General features: G+C 68.5%; 27 protein-coding genes. 14 read left to right on the forward strand and 13 right to left on the reverse strand.

Features of this window, described 5'->3' with window-relative positions; translation table 11 throughout:
- Window positions 1-4: 4 nt before the first annotated feature.
- The gene (locus ACCO44_RS11730; protein WP_301114313.1) at window positions 5-910 is read left to right on the forward strand and encodes a heme o synthase; all 906 of its coding nucleotides are present in this window, start codon (window positions 5-7) and stop codon (window positions 908-910) included.
- A gap of 72 nt (window positions 911-982) precedes the next feature.
- Here the strand turns inward: ACCO44_RS11730 and ACCO44_RS11735 are convergent, their stop codons facing one another.
- Window positions 983-1,465, reverse strand: a complete 483-nt coding sequence (locus tag ACCO44_RS11735) for a hypothetical protein (RefSeq protein ID WP_372466656.1) — start codon at window positions 1,463-1,465, stop codon at window positions 983-985.
- 66 nt (window positions 1,466-1,531) lie between these two features.
- Window positions 1,532-2,638, reverse strand: a complete 1,107-nt coding sequence (locus ACCO44_RS11740; protein ID WP_372466658.1) for a heme A synthase — start codon at window positions 2,636-2,638, stop codon at window positions 1,532-1,534.
- Between the two features lie 233 nt (window positions 2,639-2,871).
- On the opposite strand from ACCO44_RS11740, the gene sufB reads away from it, so the two are divergent.
- The 7 genes from sufB to ACCO44_RS11775 all read left to right on the forward strand — a co-directional run bounded on the left by sufB (window position 2,872) and on the right by ACCO44_RS11775 (window position 9,547).
- On the forward strand, window positions 2,872-4,290 hold the full coding sequence (sufB, locus tag ACCO44_RS11745) for a Fe-S cluster assembly protein SufB (RefSeq protein WP_029261754.1): 1,419 nt from the start codon (window positions 2,872-2,874) through the stop codon (window positions 4,288-4,290).
- Window positions 4,290-5,495, forward strand: a complete 1,206-nt coding sequence (gene sufD / locus ACCO44_RS11750; protein ID WP_372466659.1) for a Fe-S cluster assembly protein SufD — start codon at window positions 4,290-4,292, stop codon at window positions 5,493-5,495. The genes sufB and sufD overlap by 1 nt, the downstream gene beginning before the upstream one ends.
- Window positions 5,492-5,818: a non-heme iron oxygenase ferredoxin subunit gene (locus tag ACCO44_RS11755; protein ID WP_017830403.1), complete on the forward strand. Its 327-nt coding sequence runs from the start codon at window positions 5,492-5,494 to the stop codon at window positions 5,816-5,818. Before sufD ends, ACCO44_RS11755 begins: the two co-directional genes overlap by 4 nt.
- 3 nt (window positions 5,819-5,821) lie before the next feature.
- Complete coding sequence (gene sufC / locus ACCO44_RS11760) at window positions 5,822-6,592, forward strand: Fe-S cluster assembly ATPase SufC (protein ID WP_029261756.1); 771 nt, start codon at window positions 5,822-5,824, stop codon at window positions 6,590-6,592.
- A 9-nt stretch (window positions 6,593-6,601) separates the two neighbouring features.
- Window positions 6,602-6,931 carry a metal-sulfur cluster assembly factor gene (locus ACCO44_RS11765; RefSeq protein WP_021200756.1) on the forward strand — a complete coding sequence of 110 codons (330 nt, stop codon included), beginning with the start codon at window positions 6,602-6,604 and terminating at the stop codon, window positions 6,929-6,931.
- A gap of 94 nt (window positions 6,932-7,025) precedes the next feature.
- Window positions 7,026-8,180, forward strand: a complete 1,155-nt coding sequence (locus tag ACCO44_RS11770) for a MalY/PatB family protein (RefSeq protein ID WP_372469403.1) — start codon at window positions 7,026-7,028, stop codon at window positions 8,178-8,180.
- A complete protein-coding gene (locus tag ACCO44_RS11775) occupies window positions 8,177-9,547 on the forward strand; it encodes an MFS transporter (RefSeq protein WP_372466661.1) in 1,371 nt (456 codons plus the stop codon). The genes ACCO44_RS11770 and ACCO44_RS11775 overlap by 4 nt, the downstream gene beginning before the upstream one ends.
- Here ACCO44_RS11775 and ACCO44_RS11780 read toward each other — a convergent pair.
- Window positions 9,510-10,094: a TetR family transcriptional regulator gene (locus tag ACCO44_RS11780; RefSeq protein ID WP_262001055.1), complete on the reverse strand. Its 585-nt coding sequence runs from the start codon at window positions 10,092-10,094 to the stop codon at window positions 9,510-9,512. The two genes, ACCO44_RS11775 and ACCO44_RS11780, sit on opposite strands and share 38 nt — an antisense overlap.
- 66 nt (window positions 10,095-10,160) lie before the next feature.
- Between ACCO44_RS11780 and ACCO44_RS11785 the strand changes: the two genes are divergently transcribed.
- Both ACCO44_RS11785 and ACCO44_RS11790 read left to right on the forward strand, forming a co-directional pair.
- A complete protein-coding gene (locus ACCO44_RS11785) occupies window positions 10,161-10,859 on the forward strand; it encodes an energy-coupling factor ABC transporter ATP-binding protein (protein WP_372466663.1) in 699 nt (232 codons plus the stop codon).
- A complete protein-coding gene (locus ACCO44_RS11790) occupies window positions 10,850-11,449 on the forward strand; it encodes an energy-coupling factor transporter transmembrane protein EcfT (RefSeq protein ID WP_372466664.1) in 600 nt (199 codons plus the stop codon). The genes ACCO44_RS11785 and ACCO44_RS11790 overlap by 10 nt, the downstream gene beginning before the upstream one ends.
- A 2-nt stretch (window positions 11,450-11,451) precedes the next feature.
- Here ACCO44_RS11790 and ACCO44_RS11795 read toward each other — a convergent pair whose 3' ends face one another.
- From ACCO44_RS11795 to ACCO44_RS11810, 4 genes are all read right to left on the reverse strand, one after another.
- Complete coding sequence (locus tag ACCO44_RS11795; protein WP_372466665.1) at window positions 11,452-12,762, reverse strand: acyltransferase; 1,311 nt, start codon at window positions 12,760-12,762, stop codon at window positions 11,452-11,454.
- Between the two features lie 98 nt (window positions 12,763-12,860).
- Window positions 12,861-13,532, reverse strand: coding sequence for a response regulator transcription factor (locus ACCO44_RS11800; protein ID WP_105710077.1), 672 nt, complete (start codon window positions 13,530-13,532; stop codon window positions 12,861-12,863).
- Window positions 13,529-14,794: a sensor histidine kinase gene (locus ACCO44_RS11805; RefSeq protein WP_372466666.1), complete on the reverse strand. Its 1,266-nt coding sequence runs from the start codon at window positions 14,792-14,794 to the stop codon at window positions 13,529-13,531. The genes ACCO44_RS11800 and ACCO44_RS11805 overlap by 4 nt, the downstream gene beginning before the upstream one ends.
- Window positions 14,795-14,799: 5 nt before the next feature.
- On the reverse strand, window positions 14,800-15,417 hold the full coding sequence (locus ACCO44_RS11810; RefSeq protein ID WP_372466667.1) for a DedA family protein: 618 nt from the start codon (window positions 15,415-15,417) through the stop codon (window positions 14,800-14,802).
- Between the two features lie 163 nt (window positions 15,418-15,580).
- On the opposite strand from ACCO44_RS11810, the gene abc-f reads away from it, so the two are divergent.
- From abc-f to ACCO44_RS11825, 3 genes are all read left to right on the forward strand, one after another.
- Window positions 15,581-17,179 (forward strand): ribosomal protection-like ABC-F family protein, encoded by a 1,599-nt coding sequence (abc-f, locus tag ACCO44_RS11815; RefSeq protein WP_029261766.1) that lies wholly within the window; start codon window positions 15,581-15,583, stop codon window positions 17,177-17,179.
- Window positions 17,180-17,327: 148 nt separating this feature from the next.
- Complete coding sequence (locus ACCO44_RS11820) at window positions 17,328-17,996, forward strand: HAD family hydrolase (RefSeq protein ID WP_262001051.1); 669 nt, start codon at window positions 17,328-17,330, stop codon at window positions 17,994-17,996.
- A 44-nt stretch (window positions 17,997-18,040) separates the two neighbouring features.
- Window positions 18,041-18,628 (forward strand): pyridoxal 5'-phosphate synthase, encoded by a 588-nt coding sequence (locus tag ACCO44_RS11825; RefSeq protein WP_372466668.1) that lies wholly within the window; start codon window positions 18,041-18,043, stop codon window positions 18,626-18,628.
- Between the two features lie 15 nt (window positions 18,629-18,643).
- On the opposite strand, the gene ACCO44_RS11830 is transcribed toward ACCO44_RS11825, so the two are convergent.
- The 4 genes from ACCO44_RS11830 to ACCO44_RS11845 are packed head-to-tail and all read right to left on the reverse strand — an operon-like array spanning window position 18,644 to window position 20,711.
- Window positions 18,644-19,456, reverse strand: coding sequence for an SURF1 family protein (locus ACCO44_RS11830; protein WP_372466669.1), 813 nt, complete (start codon window positions 19,454-19,456; stop codon window positions 18,644-18,646).
- Window positions 19,453-19,647, reverse strand: a complete 195-nt coding sequence (locus ACCO44_RS11835; RefSeq protein ID WP_029261770.1) for a hypothetical protein — start codon at window positions 19,645-19,647, stop codon at window positions 19,453-19,455. The genes ACCO44_RS11830 and ACCO44_RS11835 overlap by 4 nt, the downstream gene beginning before the upstream one ends.
- Window positions 19,644-19,991, reverse strand: coding sequence for a DUF3099 domain-containing protein (locus ACCO44_RS11840; protein ID WP_029261771.1), 348 nt, complete (start codon window positions 19,989-19,991; stop codon window positions 19,644-19,646). The genes ACCO44_RS11835 and ACCO44_RS11840 overlap by 4 nt, the downstream gene beginning before the upstream one ends.
- Window positions 19,992-20,042: 51 nt before the next feature.
- Window positions 20,043-20,711, reverse strand: coding sequence for a DUF4190 domain-containing protein (locus ACCO44_RS11845; protein ID WP_372466671.1), 669 nt, complete (start codon window positions 20,709-20,711; stop codon window positions 20,043-20,045).
- A 163-nt stretch (window positions 20,712-20,874) separates the two neighbouring features.
- On the opposite strand from ACCO44_RS11845, the gene ACCO44_RS11850 reads away from it, so the two are divergent.
- The gene (locus ACCO44_RS11850) at window positions 20,875-21,585 is read left to right on the forward strand and encodes a beta-ketoacyl-ACP reductase (RefSeq protein ID WP_029261772.1); all 711 of its coding nucleotides are present in this window, start codon (window positions 20,875-20,877) and stop codon (window positions 21,583-21,585) included.
- A 15-nt stretch (window positions 21,586-21,600) separates the two neighbouring features.
- Here ACCO44_RS11850 and ACCO44_RS11855 read toward each other — a convergent pair whose 3' ends face one another.
- Complete coding sequence (locus ACCO44_RS11855) at window positions 21,601-22,296, reverse strand: alpha/beta fold hydrolase (protein WP_262001046.1); 696 nt, start codon at window positions 22,294-22,296, stop codon at window positions 21,601-21,603.
- 43 nt (window positions 22,297-22,339) lie between these two features.
- Complete coding sequence (serB, locus tag ACCO44_RS11860) at window positions 22,340-22,975, reverse strand: phosphoserine phosphatase SerB (protein ID WP_372466674.1); 636 nt, start codon at window positions 22,973-22,975, stop codon at window positions 22,340-22,342.
- Window positions 22,976-22,987: the final 12 nt, after the last annotated feature.

The raw sequence follows: 22,987 nt of genomic DNA on the forward strand, positions 1-22,987 counted from the left end.
GACGATGTCTGATCAGACCGTGAGGAAGTCGTCCATCGGTCGCACGGTGAAGGCTTACGTCACGCTGACCAAGCCGCGTGTCCTCGAGCTTCTGCTCGTCTCGACCGTTCCGGTGATGTTCCTGGCGCAGGGCGGACTGCCCAACCTGTGGCTGGTGCTGGCGACCGTCATCGGCGGCTCGTTGAGCGCCGGTTCCGCCGCCGCATTCAACATGTACCTCGATCGTGACATCGACGCGCACATGCACCGCACCGAGAATCGACCGCTGGTCACGGGCGAGATCAGCCCGCGCGGCGCGCTGATCTTCTCCTGGACGCTCGCGATCGTCTCGACGGTCTGGCTGCTCGCCACGACCAACTGGCTCGCCGCAGCCCTGTCCGCGACCGCGATCTTCTTCTACGTCGTGATCTACACAATGATCCTCAAGCGCCGCACCGAGCAGAACATCATCTGGGGCGGCATCGCCGGGTGCTTCCCCGTGCTCATCGGCTGGTCCGCCGTCACCGGCTCGCTCGACTGGCCGGCGTTCGTCCTCTTCCTCCTGATCTTCCTCTGGACGCCACCGCACTACTGGCCGCTGTCGATGAAGTACAAGGACGACTACGAAGACGTCGACGTGCCGATGCTGGGTGTCACCCGCAACGCCTCGCAGGTCGGCCTCCAGGTCATCCTCTACGCGTGGGCGACGGTGGCGTGCTCTCTGCTTCTCGTCCCGATCGCCAACATGGGTCTGGTGTACACCGTGTCCGCCACGGTCTTCGGCGGATGGTTCATCTACGAGTCGCACCGGCTCTACAACCGTGCCGTCCACGGCACCGAGCCGCGGCCCATGCGCGTGTTCCACGCCTCGATCACCTACCTGACGCTGATCTTCGTCGCGGTCGCGATCGACCCGCTGCTGCCGTTCTGACCCGAAGCTTCTGAAACGACGGAGCGGCGCCGATTCCTCGGCGCCGCTCCGTCGTTCTTTCCGCTCAGAAGATCAGCGTGTGATCGTCGAGTCGTCCGGCTTCGCGTCGCCGGCGGGAGCGTCGTCCCGAGCCGTGTCGTGCGCGTCAGCGGCGGGCACCTCGTCGACTGTCGCCGTGTCGTACGTCGGCGCTGCCTCGGGGGATGCGGTGGTTTCGGACGTTGCGGTCTCGGCCGCGGCCTGAGGCTGTGCGGTCTCGGCGGTCCAGTCGATCGCCTCGACGACGGCCGGGGCGGGAGCGGGGACGAGCGAGCGTGCCGCGACGAGCCCGAGGGTGAGCAGGATGCCGACGATTCCGGCCGCGAGGACGCCTGCGCCCACGACGACGAGAGACTGGCCGACGTATACCTCGACGCCCGTGGCCGTGCCGTCGAGCAGGGTGGTCGTCATCGTCCCGATCTGACCGGAGATGAGCCATCCGCCGACAGCTGTCGTGGCGAGGGACACGACCAGGAGGAGCCAGAATCCGATGCTGCGTGAGAGTGACTTGTTCATGTCGTCCACGATCGCGGACACGCTGATGAGTCGGCGATGTGCGAGCTGTGGATCGCCTGTGCGGGGTCAGGCCTCGGCGGGGACCCGGCGCTTCAGATGGAGCACGACCACGGTGTACGCGGCGGCCGAGAGCGAGGCGAGCACCATGTGGATGCCGACGAGCAGCGGAGGGAGTCCCTCACGTGCCTGCCAGACCCCCACACCGACCTGCACCAGGATCGCCAGCACCAGGACGAGCAGCCAGCGCCGCGGCTCCAGGCGCAGCACCCAGGCGGCGACCGTGAGGAACAGCACGAGGGTGGCCAGGATGTAGCCGGGCCACGAGTGCACGTGGGCGAGCACGGTCGCGTCGAAGCCGTGCCGCAGCACATCCGCGTCGCCGGAATGGGGACCCGACCCGGTCGTCAGCACGCCGAAGACGATCGTCACGGCGAGTGCGAGGCCGGTCACGTGGGTGACAGCCGCGAACCACGCGGGAACCGCGCGCTCACGGGGTCCGCCGTCCGTCTTCAGGCGCACCAGGAACGCCGCCGTGATGCAGACGAGCAGCAGGGACGAGGTGTAGTGGAAGCCCACGATGAAGGGGTTGAGGCCGGTCAGCACCGTGATGCCGCCGACGAGCGCCTGGGCGACCACGCCGATGAGCACGAGCCAGGCCAGTAGGACCAGGTCACGTCGGGAGGGCGTCGTGCGGATGGAGCGGACCGCCGCCGCGATGACGGCGATCAAGAGCACGCCGAGCGCGATGGGGGAGGCCGGGAAGTGCAAGGGGGCGGCGATGCCGAACGCGGCGACGGCCGCCACGATGCCGCCGGCGGCGTACCAGAGCGCGGTGACCAGGCCGCGCTTCCCGCTGAAGAGGTGCAGGACCAGCAGCACGACGGCCAGCGCGATGATCCCGACCACGCCCGTCATCAGGCGGTTGCCGAACTCGATGATGCCGTGGATGCCCTGCACTTCGAGGATCGGGACCAGGGAGTCCGGTGTGCACAGCGGCCAGTCGGAGCATCCGAGGCCCGATCCGGTGAGGCGCACCGCGCCGCCGGTGCCGATGATGATGGTCTCGCTGAGGAAGGAGAGCCAGGCGAAGACCGTCAGCGCGCGTCCCCACGGAGCAGAACGGGGCGGAGCCGTCTGCGTCGGAGTGGAGGCGGGGATCGTCGTCTCGGGCATTAGTCCTCCGGACCGCGCTGGAACCTGCGGGCATGGCCCGTCTGTCAGGCGGAACCTGTAGAATCGGATTGTTGCGATGAGCGCTGACCGCGCTGAAGCATCGACAACAGTTTAGGCGCGATGGAAGCGCCGGTGATGAGGGCCCACCAACGGCACCCGCTCCCGCAGACTCGACGGGGATCAGGTGTGTCGGGGCGGATGACACCGTTTGGGACCTGTGAGGAGAGTGTTGGATGTCGGATGTACTGATCGACCGCCCGGAGCTTGACGGTCTGGGGGTGTACGAATTCGGCTGGCACGATGAAGACGCCGCCGGCGCCATCGCCAAACGCGGGATCTCGGAAGAGGTCGTGCGAGGAATCTCTGCACTCAAGAGCGAACCCGAATGGATGCTGAAGACCCGTCTCAAGGGGTACCAGCTCTTCGGGAAGAAGCCGATGCCGACCTGGGGCGCCGACCTCAGCGAGATCGACTTCGACAACATCAAGTACTTCGTCCGCTCCACCGAGAAGCAGGCGCAGACGTGGGAAGACCTTCCCGCCGAGATCCGCGAGACCTACGAGCGCCTCGGCATCCCCGAGGCCGAGCGTCAGCGGCTCGTGGCCGGTGTGGCAGCCCAGTACGAGTCCGAGGTCGTCTACCACCAGATCCGCGAGGACCTGGAGGCGCAGGGCGTCATCTTCATGGACACCGACACGGCCCTGCGCGAGCACCCCGAGTTCTTCGAGGAGTACTTCGGCTCGGTCATCCCCGCCGGTGACAACAAGTTCGCCGCGCTGAACACGGCCGTGTGGTCGGGCGGCTCCTTCGTCTACGTCCCCAAGGGCGTGCACGTCGAGATCCCGCTGCAGGCGTACTTCCGTATCAACACCGAGAACATGGGCCAGTTCGAGCGGACCCTGATCATCGCCGACGAGGACAGCTACGTCCACTACATCGAGGGCTGCACGGCCCCGATCTACAAGTCGGACTCGCTGCACTCGGCCGTCGTCGAGATCATCGTGAAGAAGAACGCCCGCGTTCGCTACACGACGATCCAGAACTGGTCGAACAACGTCTACAACCTGGTCACCAAGCGTGCCGTGGCGTACGAGGGTGCGACCATGGAGTGGGTCGACGGCAACATCGGCTCCAAGGTGACGATGAAGTACCCGTCGATCTATCTGATGGGCGAGCACGCCAAGGGCGAGACCCTGTCGGTCGCCTTCGCCGGTCCCGGTCAGCACCAGGACGCCGGCGCGAAGATGATCCACATGGCGCCCTACACGCAGTCGTCGATCGTCTCGAAGTCGATCGCCCGCGGCGGAGGACGTGCCGGCTATCGCGGTGAGGTACGCGTGGACGCCGCGGCACACCACTCTGCGAACACCGTGCGCTGCGACGCTCTGCTCGTCGACACGAAGTCCCGCTCCGACACCTATCCGGCGATCGACATCCGTGTCGACGACGTGCAGCTCGGCCACGAGGCCACGGTCTCGAAGGTGAGCGAGGAGCAGCTGTTCTACCTGCAGTCCCGCGGCATGCCCGAGGACGAGGCGATGGCGATGATCGTGCGCGGCTTCATCGAGCCGATCGCGCGGGAACTGCCGATGGAATACGCGATGGAACTGAACAAGCTCATCGAGATGGGCATGGAAGGATCGGTCGGCTAGTGACCGCCGCTACGACAGCGCCTGCCGAGGCGCAGCACACGAACGCGCACATCGACCCCGCCGCCCAGGTGGCCGCGGCCGGATTCGTCCCGGTGCAGACCCGCTCCGAGCGTCCGCACTCTTTCGAGCCGGCCGACTTCGGCGCCCCCACCGGGCGCGAGGTCAACTGGAAGCACACACCCGTCGCGCAGCTCACCTCGCTGTTCGAGGTGGCTCCGCAGAACGACGGTGTGAGTTACACGATCAACGCGGGGGAGCAGTACATCGCCGCGCCGCTCGCGATCGGTACCGCCCCCCGCGGCGAGGTCTTCCTCGCCGAAGACGTCACCGCGGCCGTGGCCTGGCAGGGATCCGCCGAGGCCCTCCACGTGCGGATCCCGCGCGAGGAAGAGGTCGCAGAGCCGATCTTCGTCTCCATCGCCGGTCTCGGAGCCGACCGTCGTGCCGATGCGCACATCGTGATCGAGGCGCTCGAGCACAGCTCGGCGACCGTCGTCCTGCAGCACACCGGGTCCGCCCAGTACGCACAGAACGTCGAGATCATCGTCCGCGACGGCGCGAAGCTGTCGGTCATCAGCCTGCAGCAGTGGGCGGATGACGCGGTCCATGCGTCTGCACACCAGGCACGGGTCGGTGCGGATGCGACGCTCAAGCACTTCGTCGTGAGCTTCGGCGGCGGCGTCGTGCGCGTCAACCCGAACGTCGAGCTCGCAGGCGCAGGCTCCGAGGGGTACCTCTACGGCCTGTCCTATGCAGACGCCGGGCAGCATCTGGAGAGCCAGGTGTACCTGCACCACAAGGGACCGCACACCAAGGGCGACGTCCTCTACAAGGGCGCGCTGCAGGGTCAGGGCGCACACAGCGTCTGGATCGGCGACGTGCTGATCGGTGCCGATGCCACGGGTACCGACTCCTACGAGGCGAACCGCAACCTGGTCCTCACCGAGGGCGCCCGCGCCGACTCGATCCCGAACCTCGAGATCGAGACCGGCGACATCCTCGGCGCCGGACACGCGAGTGCGACGGGTCGTTTCGACGACGAGCAGCTGTTCTACCTGCAGGCGCGCGGTATCAGCGAGGAGGAGGCACGTCGGCTCGTCGTGCTCGGCTTCCTCACCGACATCGTGCAGCGCCTCGGCATCCCCGCCCTCGAGGCCGAGCTGCTGGCGGCGATCGAGGCGGAGCTGGCCGAGGTGAGTGCATGACCGCCGAACGCGTCTGCGGAGTCGCCGACCTCGAGCAGGACATGCCGCTGCGTGTCGACCCGGGCGGCGTGCCGATCACGGTGATCAAAGACGGCGAGGGAGTCATCCACGCCATCGGCGACACCTGCACCCACGGCGACATCTCGCTGTCCGAAGGCTTCGTCGAAGGTGACACGGTGGAGTGCTGGGCTCACGGCTCCGCGTTCTCGCTGCTCACCGGCAAGCCCCAGAATCTCCCCGCATATGAGCCCGTCCCGGTCTACGTCGTCCAGATCGACGGCGACGACGTGCTCATCGATCCGACTGTTATTAAGGAAGTTTGAAGAATGTCTGTTCTCGAGATCCGCGACCTGCATGTGACGGTCGAGACCGATGCGGGGACCACCCCGATCCTCAACGGAATCAACCTCACCATGAACACCGGTGAGACCCACGCCATCATGGGCCCCAACGGTTCGGGCAAGTCGACCCTGGCCTACACGATCGCCGGTCACCCGAAGTACACGGTGACCTCCGGGTCGATCACGTTCGACGGCCAGGACGTCCTGGAGATGACGGTCGACGAGCGCGCCCGCGCCGGGCTCTTCCTCGCCATGCAGTACCCGGTCGAGATCCCCGGCGTCACCGTGACGAACTTCCTCCGCACCGCGAAGACTGCACTCGACGGTGAAGCGCCGGCGATCCGCGGCTGGACCAAGGACGTCAAGGCGGCCATGTCGAACCTGCGCATGGACCCCAAGTTCGCGCAGCGCAACGTCAACGAGGGCTTCTCCGGCGGCGAGAAGAAGCGCCACGAGATCCTGCAGCTCGAGGTGCTGAAGCCGAAGTTCGCAGTCCTCGACGAGACCGACTCGGGTCTCGACGTCGACGCGCTCAAGATCGTCTCCGAGGGCGTCAACCGCGCGAAGGAGTCCACCGGACTCGGCGTACTGCTGATCACGCACTACACCCGCATCCTCCGCTACATCCGCCCCGACTTCGTCCACGTCGTCGTCGCGGGGAAGATCGTCGAAGAGGGCGGCCCTGAGCTCGCAGACCGGCTGGAGAACGAGGGATACGACCGTTTCCTCGACCCTGCAGCCCCCATCGAGGCGTAGGCTGATCGCATGACAGCGACCCTCACGGACGAGAAGTACGACGCGGTCACCGAGGCTCTCAAAGACGTCATGGACCCCGAGCTCGGGATCAACGTCGTCGACCTCGGCCTCATCTACGACCTCGCCTGGGATGACGAGAACGATGCTCTCGTCATCCACATGACGCTGACCAGCGCTGGCTGCCCGCTCACCGACGTGCTCGAGGACCAGACCGCTCAGGCTCTGGACAGCGTCGTCGATCGATTCCGCATCAACTGGGTCTGGATGCCGCCGTGGGGTCCGGAGCGGATCACGGACGACGGGCGCGACATGATGCGCGCGCTCGGCTTCGCGATCTGATCCGCACGGGACCGCTGCCGCGAGGCGGCACGACGACGCGCGCGTCGGATCCGACGATACGACGATGACGCGTTTCGGAACCTCGGGAGAACGAATGCTTCAGGTGAAGGCACTGCCTCTGGCGGAGCTCCGCGAGCGCAGCAGCGAGAAGTGGCGTGAGTACCCGGACGATGTGCTTCCGCTGTTCGTCGCCGAGACCGACTTCCCGCTGGCGCCGGCGATCTCGGATGCGCTGCGGCGCGCCGTGGAGATCGGTGACACCGGGTATGTCGCATCGCGCACACCGCTCGCCGAGTCGTTCGCCGCTTTCGCGAACCGACGCTACGGCTGGGAGCCCGACCCCGCGCGCATGCGGAGCACGGCGGACGTGAGCATGGGGATCGTGGAGATCCTCCGCCGTGTGACGCAGCCGGGGGAGCGGGTCGTCGTGACCCCTCCGGTGTATCCGCCGTTCTACGACCTGGTCGCCGAGGCCGGCGCAGAGGTGGAGCGCGTCCCGCTGCGTGACACGGGAACCCGATGGGAACTCGATCTCGACGGCATCCGTGCGGCCTTCGACGACGGAGCGACGGCGATCCTGCTCTGCAACCCGCACAACCCGACCGGCACGGTGCATGACCGCGACGGCCTCGCCGCGCTCGCGGACCTGGCGGATGAGTTCGGGGCGGCCGTCGTCTCGGACGAGATCCATGCGCCGCTCGCGCAACCGGGAACCGGGTTCACGCCGTTCCTCGCCGTGAGCGATGCGGCCCGGCGCGTCGGCTATGCAGTCGTCAGCGCCAGCAAGGCGTTCAACCTCGCAGGTCTGAAGTGTGCCCTGATGGTCACCGCCGACGACGCGACGAGTGAGGTCGTGCGCGGCCTGCCCGTCGAGGTGGAGTGGCGTACCGGACAGTTCGGTCTGCTCGCCGCCTTGGCCGCATTCTCGGAAGAGAGCGACCCCTGGCTGGATGGGCTGCTGCGCACCCTCGATGAGAATCGAGTGCTGCTCGAGGACCTTCTGGCGGCTCACCTGCCGGATGCGCGCTATCGCATTCCGGACGCCGGGTACCTCGCGTGGATCGACCTCACCGCGCTCGACTGGGGCGACAATCCCGCGCGACGCATCCTGCGCGACGCGAAGGTCGCCCTGCACTTCGGACCGGCTTTCGGCGCCGAGGGTGCGGGCCATGTGCGGCTGAACTTCGGCACCTCCCCGGAGATCATCACTGAGGCGATCGAGCGCATCGCGGCGCTCGTGGGCCGATGACGACTCCGGTCGACGCCGCGACGATCTGGGACCGCCAACGCATCTGGGTGACCCTCGGCGCGGTCGCCCTGATCTTCCTCGCCGCCATCGAGGCACTCGCGGTGACGACGGTCATGCCGATCGTCAGCGAGGCTCTCCACGGCGAGGCCCTCTACGCCGTTGCTTTCGCCGGCACCCTGGCGACGAGTGTGATCGGCATGGTCGCCACGGGCGCGTGGTCGGACGCCCGCGGACCGCGCGGCGCCCTGTACGTCGCCGTCACGCTCTTCATCGTCGGTCTTCTCGTCTCGGGCTTCGCCGTGACGATGCATCAGTTCCTGATCGGACGACTCGTCCAGGGTCTCGGCACCGGCGGGCAGACCGTCGCGCTCTACGTGGTGGTGGCGCGGCTGTATCCGCCTCATCTGCACGGCAGGATCTTCGCCGCCTTCGCCGCGGCCTGGGTCGTGCCGTCGATGGTCGGACCATTCCTGGCCGGGGCCGTCGCGGAGTACCTCGACTGGCGATGGGCGTTCCTGGGCGTCGCGGTGCTGACGGGCGCCGCATTCGTGATGATCGCTGTCCGCCTCCGTGGTGTCGACCTGGGGCAGGGGGAGCCGCAGAACCGACGCGCCCTCGTCGTGCGCCTCGCACTCGCCGTGGTCGTGGCCGTTCTCGCCGTCGTGATCGGCTTCTCTGCCGACATGGCACCGTCGGTCGGCTGGCCGGTCGCGCTCGGCGCCGTCGTCGCGATCGGACTCGCCGTGCTCCCGCTGCTGCCACGGCGCACGTTGCGCGCGGGCCAGGGGCTGCCGAGCGTGGTGCTGATGCGCGGCATCGTGGCGGGTGCGTTCTTCGCCGCTGAGGCCTACATCCCGTACCTGCTGATGAAGAAGTTCGACTTCAGTGCGACGTGGGCGGGAGTCGCACTGATGCTGGCGGCATTGGCCTGGGCCGGCGCCTCGGCGCTGCAGGGGCGATACGGTGAGCGTCTGGGGAATCACCGCATCACGCTGATCAGTCTCGGCTCGCTCCTGGTGGCGCTGCTCTGCGTCCTCGTCGCCGCGCTCTTCGACGTCTCGGCGGCGGTGGTGGTGCTCGGCTGGGCATTCGCCGGTGGCGGGATGGGGCTGCTGTACCCGCGGTTGACCGTCCTGACGCTCGCGTACTCGGACGAGACGAATCAGGGATTCAACTCCTCTGCCCTGTCGATCTCGGACGCCACCGGTTCGGCCGTCGCGATCGCGCTGGCCGGTCTCGCGGTGGCATCCCTCGGAGGTGAGGCGGGTGCTTTCGGTGCGGTGTTCGCCTTCTGCGTCGGACTCGTCGCTCTCGCGATCGTTCCCGGACTCAGGCTCGGGCACGCGGCGGAGTCGCCGGTGCGCTGAGCACCCCCGCGAGCGCAGTCACTCCGAGGTCGAAGACACGGTCGAGGCCGGCCGTGACGTCGATCTCCCCGGCGGTGGGCAGCGCACCGTGGCTGTCGGCGTGCATGCGCTGCTGCACGAGGGTGGCGTGTCCGAGGACGAAGTGCAGGATCGCCGCGCCCCGGTCAGCGGCGTCGGGTGCGCCGTGGGCCTCCAGTGCCGCGGTCAGCACCGACTGCGCGTGCGAGGAGCCGAGTTGCAGGGCATAGGTGCTGAGGACCAGTTCGGCGCCGTCGCGGTGGGTGAAGAGGGCGTCGCGGATGCCTCGGGCGGTTGCCAGCACGCCGTCGCTGCCGCGGGGGATCGATGCGGTGATCCGGTCGGCGAGTTCGGCGAGCAGCTCCTGCTTGCTGGTGAAGTGCCAGTAGAGGGCAGAGGGCTGTACATCCAGGCGGGCGGCGATGCGCCGCATCGAGAGGTCGGCGAGCCCGACTTCGTCGAGGAGGGCGAGCGCGCTCCGGGCGACGCTGTCGCGGTCGTGCCGTGCCTGATTCGTCTCCGGGCTCATCCTCCGATTATAGTGAACGACGTTCAGGTGAACGGTGTTCAGGAGAAACGCGTCGGAGGGATCCGCATGACACGCACAGGAGAGACGGGTGTCGCGACGATCGCCGTGGACGCGGTCTCGGTGGTGCTCGACGGTCGCCCCGTGCTGCGAGAGGTCACCGCCTCGCTGACGGCTCCGACGATCGCGGTGATCGGTGCGAACGGGTCGGGGAAGTCCACGTTCGCCCGGTTGTTGAACGGACTCGTCACTCCGAGCGCCGGCGAGGTGAGGGTGCACGGCCTCGACACGGTGCGTGACCGCGCCGCCCTCCGCCGCCGCGTCGGATTCGTGTTCACGAACCCCGATGCGCAGATCCTCATGCCCACCCCGGCCGAAGACATCGCGCTGTCCCTGCGCGGCCGGGCGAAGGCCGAGGTCGCCGACCGCGTCAGAGACACCCTCGCCGTGCATGGTCTGGCGGACCACGCGGATGTCCCCGCATCCAGCCTGTCGGGGGGCCAGAAGCAGATGCTCGCCCTGGCCGCAGTACTGGCCACCGAACCGCAGCTCATCGTCGCGGACGAACCGACGACACTCCTCGACCTGCGCAACTCCCGACGCATCGGCGACCTGCTCCTGGCACAGCGGGCCCAGGTCGTCGTGGTGACACATGACCTCGAACTGGCCGCGCGCTGTGAGGCCGCGATGCTGTTCGAAGACGGGCGGGTCACGGCGTCCGGAGAGCCGTCGACCGTGATCGCGGCCTATCGTCGAGCGTGCGGTTGATCGCGCTCTACCGTCCCGGAAGCAGCATCCTCCATCGCGCTCCTGCCGGGCTCAAGCTCGCCGCGCTGGCGATCGGAGCACTCGTTCTGTCGCTGTACCCCCACGACGCGGTGAGCATCCCTCTCTCGCTCGCGGCGGTCCTCGCGCTGTACGGCATCGGGGGAATGCCCATCCGGGTGCCGTTGCTCGAGATCTGGCGTCTGCGCTGGATCATCGTCGTGCTCGCCGCGGCGCTCGGGGTCTTCGTCTCGCCTCTCGCGGCGTGGGTCGGCACGGGGCGCGTCGTGACGATTCTCCTGCTCGCGAGCCTGTTGACGCTCACGACCCGGATGGCGGATCTCGTGGAGGTGCTGCAGGGCATCCTGCGCCCGTTCCAGCGATGGGGAGTCGATCCCGACGCGGTGGCGCTCACGATCTCGCTCACGATCACGACGATCCCCGTGATCGCCGGCTTCGCGGAGCGCGTGCGGGATGCGTCGCGAGCCCGCGACGTGCGGTTGGGCGTGCGCGCCGTGGTGCCCCTGCTCGTTCTCGCCCTCCGACACGCGGACGATGTCGGTGACGCGCTGGCAGCACGGGGCCTGGGCTGACCCTATGCGGGGACGAGCGTGCGCACTCCGACCGGCGGCAGCGGCGTCGTCTGAGACGCGAGTCGGAGCGCCGCGAGGATCAGGGCGACCGCGATCAGAGCGGTCGCGACGGATGTGCCGAGTACCAGGAGCATCAGGACACCGACCAGGCCGCTCAGCGCTCCCGCGACGAGGCGGGGTAGCGAACCGGTGGCCTGCGGCGCGGGCTGTGACTCGAAACGGCTGAAGGCCACAGCGACGAGTGCGGTCAGCGCGAGCGCGGTCGCGAGCCAGAGCGGTCGGGCCGCCCACCAGTCCGCGCTGTCGAGCGACGGGAGCGCGACGCCCGTGAAGAGGGCATACACGGCGGTCGCGCCGGCCATCACCAGCAGGACAGGCATGTGCCAGAGATAGATCGTCATGGTGCGCACCGTCACGAACGCCGTGAATGCCGCCACGCGCGGTCGGCGGCTGAACCGCTCGATGCGTTCGCGGTGCAGGGAGAGCAGGCTGGTGTGTGCGACGCCGACGAGCAGGAGGGCTGCAGTCGGCGGGTTGATGTTGGCGATGAGGTCGGGGGAGTACACCCCGGTCAGGAACGTTGCGACGAGCAGGAGCAGGGCGCCGAGGCCCGCGGTGGCCCGGACGCGTCGACTCAGGCGCCCGATGCGTCCGTCGGCGAGGAAGAACCCCAGCTGCTGCAGCGTCATCCACACGAAGGCGAGGTTCAGGAAGCCGAGGCCCTCGAGCCCGGTCGCGGCGCGCAACACGTCGACGGCGATGGATGCCGCGACGAGAGCACCGATCGTGCGGTAGGGGGCGCGCTCGTGGGCGGCGGCCAATGCGGGAAGCAGCGCCTGGCACAGGAGGAAGACGCCGAGGAACCAGAGCGGCTGACCGTAGCGGAAGCCCGCGGTCGCGATCAGATCGGCGGGTACACCGAAGACCGTGAGCAGCGCGAGCCCGACGCCGACGATGGCGATCGTGAAGACGGCGGGTCGCAGCAGACGATGCAGTCGCCCGGCCACGAACCCGAGGGCGCTCCCGCCGCGCTCCCGCAGCCGACGGTAGGCGAGGAGCCCGGAGAACCCGCCGATGACGAAGAACAGCGGCATCACCTGGAGGAGCCAACTCAGCGGTGCGATCCACCCGGTACCGTCGCTGGCGTTCTCGAACACGGGGCCGGACGCGTCGACGGTGACGCCCACCATGATCGAGTGGAGCAGGACCACGCCGACGACGCAGAGCGCCCGGACGAAGTCGATCCCGGTGTCACGGGACGCGCGTTGCGGAGGCGCGATGATGCCGGCAGTGGGTGCCTGGACGGTGGTCATGAGTCCTCCTCGGGAGCGGTGTCCCAGGAGACTATGGATGCCGTGTCCGCGGATGCATCACCCTCGGGTGCCGTTACGACCCCCTACGACGGTGTGAGTCAGGAGGACGGCTCGACCAGTCCGGTGTCGTAGGCGAGGATCACCGCATGCACGCGGTCGCGGAGGTTCAGCTTGGCGAGTACCTTGCCGACATGGGTCTTGACGGTCTGCTCCGCGATGAAGAGGTCGGCCGCGATCTCGGTGTTCGAGCGCCCTTTCCCGATCAGTACCAGCACCTCCCGCTCACGGTCGGTGAGTTCGGCGAGCGCAGTGGTCGGGCGAGGTGCACGGGGCCTGCGGCCGGCGAACTGCTCGATGATTCGTCGGGTCACGCTCGGCGCGAGGAGCGCATCCCCGTTCGCGACGACGCGCACCGCGTGCACGAGCTCCTCGGGGAGTGCGTCCTTCAGCAGGAACCCGCTGGCTCCGGCCTCCAGCGCGTCGTACACGTAGTCGTCGATGTCGAAGGTGGTGAGCATCAGGATCCGGGGGACATGCGCGGCGGGGTACGACGGGCCGAGAATCCGCCGGGTGGCTTCGATCCCGTCGAGTTCGGGCATGCGCACGTCCATCAGGATCACGTCGGGATCCAGACGCGCCGCCAGGGCGACGGCTTCGGCGCCGTTCGCCGCCTGCCCGGACACCCGAATGCCCTCGTGGGCATCGAGGAGAGCGGCGAAACCCGCACGGACCATGGCCTGATCGTCGGCGATGAGGACGCTGATCGTCACGGGGTCTCCTTGTCGAGAGAAGCGGCTGCGCCCGCATCGGAACCGTCCGCATCCAGGGGGAGCAAGGCCTCCACGTCCCAGCCGCCATCGGATGAGGGGCCGGCCGAAAGGCTGCCGCCCAGGATCTCGGCGCGTTCGCGCATCCCGCGCAGGCCGTAGCCCCCGCCGGGGCCGTCGGGCGTGCGGGGCGGTGCGCCGTTGTGCACACGGATGCGGATGCTGCGGGCCTCGGCACGCAGCTGCACGGCGATGCGGGCACCGGGCGCATGCCGCACGGCGTTGCTCAGCGCCTCCTGGACGATGCGGAACGCGGCGATCTGCACCGAGGGTGTCGCGGCTGCTGCGGCCTCGCCGCCCTCGAGCACGAGTCCGACCTCGACCCCCGCGCGGCGGATGGTGTCGACCAGCGCCGGGATGTCGTCGATGCCCTGTTGGGGAGCGAGCTCGGCGGTCTGGTCTTCGGTGCGGAGCACCCCGAGCATCCGCCGCATCTCGGCCAGCGAGCCGCGGGCGGTCGCAGCGATGTCGTCGAACTCGGCTGTCGCCGCGTCGTTGAGCGCGGGAATGCGATATTTGGCGGTCGACGCCTGCACCTGGATCACGGACATGCTGTGTGCGACCACGTCGTGCAGCTCGCGCGCGATCCGCGTGCGTTCCTCGACGAGCGCGCGCCGGGCCTCCTCGAGCGCGCTGTGCTCCTTCTCGCGCGTCAGCTCGGCAGCGACCCGGACCCTCCCGGCGACGAGCGCCGCGATGAGGTACACCGCGGATGCCACCGCTGTCGTGACGATGAGGTCGGCCGTGGCGCTGGCGGATGACTCCGGCGTGGCCACCATGTCGGGGCGGAGCCCCGGCGCCAGAAGCGATGCGATCGCGCCGAGGATCAGTGCGAAGGCACCGAGCCGTGCGCCATGGAGGAATGTGACCACCCCGACGAACAGGGCGAAGGTCAGGAGGGCGGGGACGGACCAGGGCCACGGCGACTGGATCGCGAGTTCCGGCACGACCGTGAGTGGCAGGGTGAGTGCTCCCACGGTGAACAAGCCGATCGCCCAGACCGGGCGGCTGATCGCGAGCACAGGCGAGACGCACAGCGCCGCGCCGAGGATGAACGACAGAGGCAGCGGCGTGCCGGACAGGACGGTCTGGAGCGGGACGAGGATCGCGTACAACGCCACGACCGCCGCACCCAGCGCCCCGAGGGCGAAGGTGCGACGGCTGATCCGTTGGCGCAGCGGTGTGCGCTGTCGGCGGCGTGCCATGACTGTCATCCTGCCAGTTGCGGCGCGGGAGCGCGGCGGCGCCGGGCCGCGGCGATGCGGTCGATCGTGAAGCCGATCACGAGCGCGATGACGATGCCGAGACCGGCGCTCAGCAGCGGCTGGTCCTTGATCCAGGCGCCGGCGAGCAGGCCGATCGCCAGGCTGAAGACGCTCCAGCTGGCACCGGCGATCAGACTCAGGGGCAGGAAACGCCGCCACGGGAACCCGAGAGCCCCGGCGGACATGTTGACCGCGACGCGTCCGACCGGGATGTAGCGGGCGCCGAGGATGAGGGTGGCACTGCGCCGATCGAGCGCCTGCTGAGCGTAGGCGAATGTCGCCGCCACACGGGGGCGTCTCATCCAGGCGAAGCGCGTGGTGCCGAGCCGTCGGCCGATCACGAAGGCGATGTTGTCGCCGATCGCCGCGCCGATCGCGGCGACCGCACCGAGGAGAAGCAGATTCCCGTCGCCGGTGGACGCGGCGACGGCCGCGGCCGCCACGAGCACCGTCTCGCTCGGCACCGGGGGGAAGAAGCCGTCGATCACGGTGACCGTGAACAGGACCAGGTACAGCCAGGGCGAGGCGATGGCCTGCATGATGAGCTCGTTGAGGATGTCCACTCCTGCACGCTATGCAGCGCGTACCCGGGCGGTCATCCCTCTGGGGTATCGCGGGCCTCACTCTCCGGGCTGATCTTGCTGACCGCCGCTCCCGGCCATGGCGCTTATACTGGGAGGCTGGCCGATCGGCCGAACACCCTCCCTGAAAGAACGGACGTCCGCTGTGCTTGCCGTGCACGACCTCGAGATCCGCGTTGGCGCGCGCCTGCTGATGGAGAACGTCTCGTTCCGCGTCGCCGACGGAGACAAGATCGGACTCGTCGGTCGCAACGGGGCCGGGAAGACCACGCTCACCAAGGTGCTCGCCGGTGATGTGCTGCCCTCCGGCGGCAGTGTGACACGGTCCGGCGAGCTCGGCTACCTGCCGCAGGACCCGCGTTCCGGAAACCCCGAAGACCTGGCGCGCACGCGCATCCTCGATGCCCGCGGACTCGGGCAGCTGAACCTCGGGATGACCGAGGCGGCACTCGCGATGGGCTCGGACGACCCCGCCGTCGCCGACAAGGCGATGAAGCGCTACGCCCGCCTGACCGAGCAGTTCGAGGCCCAGGGCGGCTACGCGGCGGAGGCGGAGGCCGCATCCATCGCGAACAACCTGTCGCTTCCCGACCGGATCCTGGATCAGCCGTTGTCGACGCTCTCCGGTGGTCAGCGTCGCCGCATCGAGCTCGCCCGTATCCTCTTCTCCGATGCTCAGACGATGATCCTCGACGAGCCCACCAACCACCTCGACGCCGACAGCGTCGTGTGGCTCCGCGAGTTCCTCAAGGGGTACAAGGGCGGCCTGATCGTCATCAGCCACGATGTCGAGCTCGTCGGCGAGACCGTCAACCGCGTGTTCTACCTCGACGCGAACCGCCAGATCATCGACACGTACAACATGAACTGGAAGAACTACCTGCGCCAGCGGGTGGCCGACGAGGAGCGTCGCAAGAAGGAGCGCGCCAACGCAGAGAAGAAGGCCACGACCCTGCAGTTGCAGGCGGCACGCTTCGGCGCGAAGGCATCCAAGGCGGCTGCGGCGCACCAGATGATCGCGCGCGCCGAGAAGCTGCTCGCCGGACTCGACGAGGTCCGCCAGGAAGACCGGGTCGCGAAGCTGCGCTTCCCGAAGCCGGCGCCCTGCGGCAAGACGCCGATGATGGCGAGCGGGCTCTCGAAGTCGTACGGGTCGCTCGAGATCTTCACCGATGTCGATCTCGCGATCGATCGCGGCTCGAAGGTCGTGGTGCTCGGCCTCAACGGTGCGGGCAAGACCACGCTGCTGCGGATGCTCGCGGGTGTGGACCAGCCCGACACCGGACAGCTCGAGCCGGGGCACGGCCTCAAGGTCGGCTACTACGCGCAGGAGCACGAGAACCTCGACGTGAACCGTTCGGTGCTCGAGAACATGGTCTCGGCCGCACCGCACATCACCGAGACCGAGGCGCGCAAGGTGCTGGGCTCGTTCCTGTTCACCGGCGACGACGTGCTGAAGCCGGCGGGAGTCCTCTCCGGTGGAGAGAAGACGCGTCTGTCGCTCGCCACACTCGTCGTCTCCTCGGCGAACCTGCTGCTGCTCGACGAGCCGACCAACAACCTCGATCCCGCCTCGCGCGAGGAGATCCTCGGCGCTCTCGCGCATTACGAGGGGGCGGTCGTTCTCGTCTCGCACGATCCCGGCGCCGTGCAGTCGCTCAACCCGGAGCGCGTGCTCATCCTGCCCGACGGAGTCGAAGACATCTGGAGCCAGGAGTACCAGGACCTCATCGAGCTCGCCTGACGCGCGCACGATCCTCCGAAGCGACGACGATCCTCCGACCTTTCCCCGCGGATATCTCGGCGAATCGTCGGAACATCGGCGGATCGTCCGCTGCGTGGGCGCGATGAGCGGTGGCCCCAATGTCGGCGACCGCTTGTAGCGTGAGGGCATGAGCATGGATCACATCCGCGCCGTGTGCTGGGACTGGAACGGCACGCTGCTCGACGACGTGGAGATCTGTCGTCAGGTGATGAACTCCGTGCTCGAGGAGCACGCGCTCGATCCGCTGACCGATGAGCACGCCTACCGATCGGTCTTCCGATTCCCGATCCGGGACTTCTACGGCTCCGTCGGGCTCGGCGATGACAGATTCGTGCCCGCCGCGACGGCCTACCTCGAACTGCTCGCGGCGCGGGTCGGAGAGGCGCAGCTCCACCCCGATGCGCGCGCCACGCTCGCGGCTCTCCACGAGCGCGGCATCCGCCAGGTGCTCGCTTCGGCGACCCTTCCCGATGCACTCGCGCAGCAGATGGCCCCGTACGATCTGGGCGACGCGTTCGAGGACGTGCTGTCGATCGACGACCCGTATCGCGCGTCCAAGCACGACGTCATCGCGCGGTGGCTGTCGGCATCCGGCCTCCCGCCGAGCGCTGTGCTCGTCATCGGAGACACCAATCACGACCGGGAGATCGCGGAGGATCTCGGCGCGGAGTTCGTGCACTTCGACGGCGGCCACCAGAACTGGTCCGGCGACACCCGTCGGATCGCGACGCTCCGCGAGGTGCTCGACGTCCTGACCCCGATCACCGATAGTCCTGAGCTGAGGGAACTCGCCTGAGCCTTCCGGCGTGCAGCCGGAGCACCCATGGCATAGTCGGGAACATGTCGGCACAGCAGGGGCTCCCTTCGTCAGAGGTCAGTCGGTGGCTGCGTGCTCAGCCCGGGCTCACCGGTGCGGCGCCTCCTCTCGTACGCGCTGACCTTCCTGACGATCCGGTCTCACTCTTCCTCGACTGGATCGGGAAGGCCGCCACCGCAGGCGTGCCCGAGCCACACGTCGCCACCTTGGCGACGGTCGACGAAGACGGCATGCCGGATGCGCGCTCACTGATCCTCAAGGACGTCGACGAGCGCGGATGGGCCTTCGCCGGAGCGCGCTCCTCTCGAAAGGGTGCGCAGATCGGCGCGCATCCTGCGGCGGCACTGAACTTCTGGTGGCAGCCCCTCCTGCGAGCGGTGCGCGTTCGCGGGCGGGTCCAGGAGGCCTCCGCGGAGGAAAGTGCGGCAGACCTCGCTGCGCGTTCCGCCGCCGCTCGTGAGGGCGTCACCCCAGGGGAGTGGGTCCTCTGGCGGATCATCGCCGCACGAGTCGAGTTCTGGCAGGGGTCGCCGGAACGAGACCACACGCGGATCGTCTACGAGCGCACGGAGACCGGCTGGGCATGCACGATGACGCCCTGGATGGACTGACTCCGGGAGAGTCGGTCAGCGGACGTCGAGCAGCTCGTCTTCGACGTCGGCGTCGTGGTCCTTGCGCCGTGGAGTCTTCACGGGTGTCGGGACGCCCTCGACGTCCTCACGGTGCTTCACGATCTCGGTCCGGATGATGTAGCCGATGAAGATGAAGCCCATGAGGGCGAACAGGATCCATTGGATCGCGTAGGAGAGATGCGGGCCCGGGTCGTCCGTGGGGGAGTCGAAGCCACCCAGCGCGCCGGCGCCGGCCGGCTCCTCGGTCACGACGCGGCCGTAGGCGCCGGTGATCACATCCCCGTCGGTCAGCGCGGCGATCGAGGGCAGATGGATGGTCGGCACCTGACCTTCCGGTGCGCCCCGGCCCGATGCGGGCAGCTGCTCCCCGGGCCGCAGGCGCACCGTGACCTCGGCCTCGCCTTCCGGCGGGGACGGCACAGAGTCGGGCTCCGCACCCTCGCCCGGCGCCACCCAGCCGCGATCGACGATGAACACGCGACCATCAGCGTCGCGGAACGGCACCAGTACCTCGAAGGCGCTCGTACCGCCGTGCGGTCGATTGCGCACGAGCAGTTGCTGGTCGGCCAGGTACTCACCCTGCAGCGTCACAGGGCGCCACTCGTCTGAGGGGTCGAGCGCACCGTCAGCGCCGATGACATCGGCGAGGGGAACGGGGTCCGCGTCGTAGTTCTGCTCGACGAGTTCGATCTGGGCGGCACGAGTCTCGTTCCGCTCGAACTGCCAATTCGACAGGAAGACGCACGCGATGGCGAAGCCGATGGCGATGAGCACGTACACCGCCCACCTGGTCAGACGGCGACTCATGCGGGAACACCGTCGCGGACGGTCACCGGGAAGTCCCGTGCGGCCAGGTAGTCGCGGAGGAAGTCCACGTGCTCGTCACACGCCAGCCACACCTTCTCGCGATCGGCGGCATGGATGCGGGGATTGCGCCACACCACTTGTCTGGTCGCCGCGCTCCGGCAGCCGGCGCGCGAGCACTCGAGGTCAGTCATCGGTCTTTCGGGCCTTCGTGGATCGTGAACACCTGCGGAGCCGGAGCTTCGGTCTCGATCGGAGCAGGTCGAGGGGTGTCGAGCTCGCGCACCGGAGACTCCGCTGTGGCCTCAGTGCTGTCGCTTCCCGCGTTCGCGAAGACGACCGCGATGTAGGGCAGTACGGCGGCCGCGATCCCGAATACCCACGTGTACCAGCCGTACGGCTGCACGAGCACCATGAGCCCGAAGCACACGATGCGGATGGTCATCGTCAAGGCATAACGGCGCACACGATGATCAGCCTCATCCCGCGGAGACTGCGGCAGTGAGGTGACGGCCGGGACTTGACGCGCGTTCTTCACGATGTCTCAAGCCTACGCCGGTGCAGCCCTCCCGGCGTGCCGTTCGGCGACTCAGCTCGAGAACAGGAACGGCAGGGTGAACACCCCGACGAACAGGAAGCTGATGATGGTGCTGACGATCGTGAACGCACCGATCGCGACCACCGCGTAGCCGAGGATGAGACCGGCGATGGCGAGCCCACGCCCGCCGACTCCGGGTTGGCGCTTGATCTGTCCGAGCGCCATGTGCCCCGTGATGACGGCCGCGATCGAGGCCAGCACCGGGATGATGGCCCAGATCAGGACGAGCCCGGCGATGCCGCAGATGAGTGAGGTGACAGCCAGCGGACTGGTGGGGCGAGACGCGGCGGCGGGATACCCCCCGCTCGGGTAGGCGCCGTAACCGGGTTGAGAGGCAGGCGGGGCGTAGCCGGGCTGTACCGGAGGTGTGGCGTAGCCGGGCTGAGAGGCGGGCGCGGCGTAGTCGGCAGGGGAGGCATAACCGGGCGGTGCGGGCGGTGGAGCGTATCCCGGCTGCGGTGCCGCGGCCGGCTGCGCGCCGTAGGCCGGGTACGCCGGAGGCGCATAGGTCGGCGCGGCTCCCGGGTGGCTCTGTGTCGGCTGCGGACCGGGCCGTACCGGTTCGGCGGGAAGCGCCGGCGTGGCAGTGGGGGCGGCGGGCGGAGGAGGCGGTGTCAACGGCGGCTCGCCACCGGGAGAGGGGATGCGGTTGTCGCTCACGATGAAGCCTTTCGTCTCGATCAGGGTTCCAGCAGCGTCCCCGTCTGTCAAACACCAGGATGCAGCCGACCCGGCACGCGGGCGCAGCCGGCAGCGGCATGGTCGATAGGATCGATGACGGCCCGGGACCGCGGGCCGACCGGCCAGATCAGGAGTGTCCCCCATGAGTGCTGAGCGCGTCGTCCTCGTCACCGGCGGCAATCGCGGCATAGGCCGCGCCATCGCAGAGCGCTTCGTGCGCGACGGGTACCGGGTCGCCGTCACCGCCCGCAGCGGCGAAGGGCCGGAGGGGACGCTCACCGTCCGTGCGGATGTGACCGACGCCGCGGCTCTCGACGCGGCGTTCACCGAGGTGGAGCAGCAGCTCGGCCCGGTCGAGATCGTTGTCGCGAACGCCGGTATCACGAAGGACACGCTGCTCCTCCGCATGAGCGAAGACGACTTCGACAGCGTGGTCGCGACGAACCTCGGCGGCACGTTCCGCGTCGTCAAGCGCGCCTCGAAGGGTATGCTCCGCGCGCGTTTCGGCCGCATCATCCTGATCTCGAGTGTCGTGGGGCTCTACGGTTCCGCGGGTCAGGTCAATTACTCCGCGTCGAAGAGCGCGCTCGTCGGGTTCGCCCGCTCGATCACCCGCGAACTCGGCGCGCGGGGGATCACCGCCAACGTCGTCGCCCCGGGATTCATCGAGACCGACATGACGGCCGAGCTCCCGGAAGAGACGCAGAAGCAGTACAAGGCGAACATCCCGGCCGGACGATTCGCCACTCCCGACGAGGTCGCGGGCGTCGTGACCTGGCTCGCGGGCGACGACGCCGGGTACATCTCTGGTGCGGTCATCCCCGTCGACGGTGGTCTCGGCATGGGGCACTGACCCCACGCCGTTCGATCAGCGCGAGATCGCTGCGGTGAGGAGTTCGCCGAGGCGATCCGGCACGGTGAACTGCGGCCAGTGGGCGGAGCCGATCCGGATGACCTCCGCATCCTCGATCGCGCGGTACTCCTCGCCGAATGGGCCCCACTGGTCGATCAGCCCCTCGAACGTCGCCTGATCCAGATCGCCCATGAGCAGTGTGACGGGCACTCGATAGCGCGCGGGGTCGGTGAGGGCGATGCCGTCGGTCGGCACGCGTGCGGGGACGCTCGACGTGAGCGGCGCTGTGCGTGCGCGTGTGGCCTCGTCGAGGTCGTGCACGTCTTCATCCTCGAAGAAGTCCCAGCCGGGGAACGGGACGACCCCGTCGACGATCGGGAACTCGCTGATCCCGTTTCCGGGCGGAGGAGGGACGGTGTCGACGAAGATCACTCGGCTCACGCGGTCGGGGCGCGCATCGGCGACACCCCATGCGACGTTGCCACCTCCGCTGTGTCCGACGACCACGACATCGCCGTCGACCTCATCGACTGCGGCGACCGCGGCGTCGACCCAGTCCGCGATGCCGACATCGGAGGTGGCGGCCGCGGGCTCGCCGAGCCCTGGCATGGTGAGGGCGTGCACGCGGTGCCCTGCCCGTTCGAGAGCGGGGATCACGTCGTTCCAGCTCGAGGCGTCGAGCCAGAGTCCGGGGATGAGGATGATGTCCATGAGCCGACGCTAGCTGCGGCGACCGACATTCACCAGGTCTCGGCTACGGGAGCAGCGCGATGACCTCGGACAGATCCTGCGGTCCGATGACGAGGCTCGCCGCTTCGCGAACCGCGGGCTTCGCGTTGAAGGCGAGGCCGAGTCCAGCGACCGCCATCATCTGCAGGTCGTTCGCGCCGTCGCCGATCGCGATCGTCGCATGCGAGGGTACGCCGAGTTCCGCTGCCCATTCCTGGAGCGAGGCGGCCTTGAAAGCTCCGTCGACGATGTCGCCGTCGACGCGACCGGTGAGTTCGCCGTCGGCGAGCTCCAGACGATTGGCCCGCCACCGGTCGACTCCGAGCCCCGGCGCGATGTGGTCGAGGATCTCGTGGAACCCCCCGGACACGACTCCGACGACACCGCCGCGGTCGTGGACGGCGGCGGTGAGATCGCGCACTCCGGGCGTGGGTTCGATCCGTGCACGTACCCGCTCGAATGCCGAGACCGGCACGCCCTGAAGGGCCGCGACCCGGAAACGAAGGCTCGTGGAGAAGTCGACTTCGCCGCGCATGGCCGCCTCCGTGGCCGCCTGCACCTCCGCGCGGCGCCCGGCCTCGTCGGCGAGCAGCTCGATCACCTCGTTGCGGATCAGGGTGGAGTCGGCATCGAGGACGACGAGGAAGCGCGCAGCGGTCACCCGTCGAGCCTA

Source organism: Microbacterium maritypicum (assembly GCF_041529975.1).
Lineage (GTDB): Bacteria > Actinomycetota > Actinomycetes > Actinomycetales > Microbacteriaceae > Microbacterium.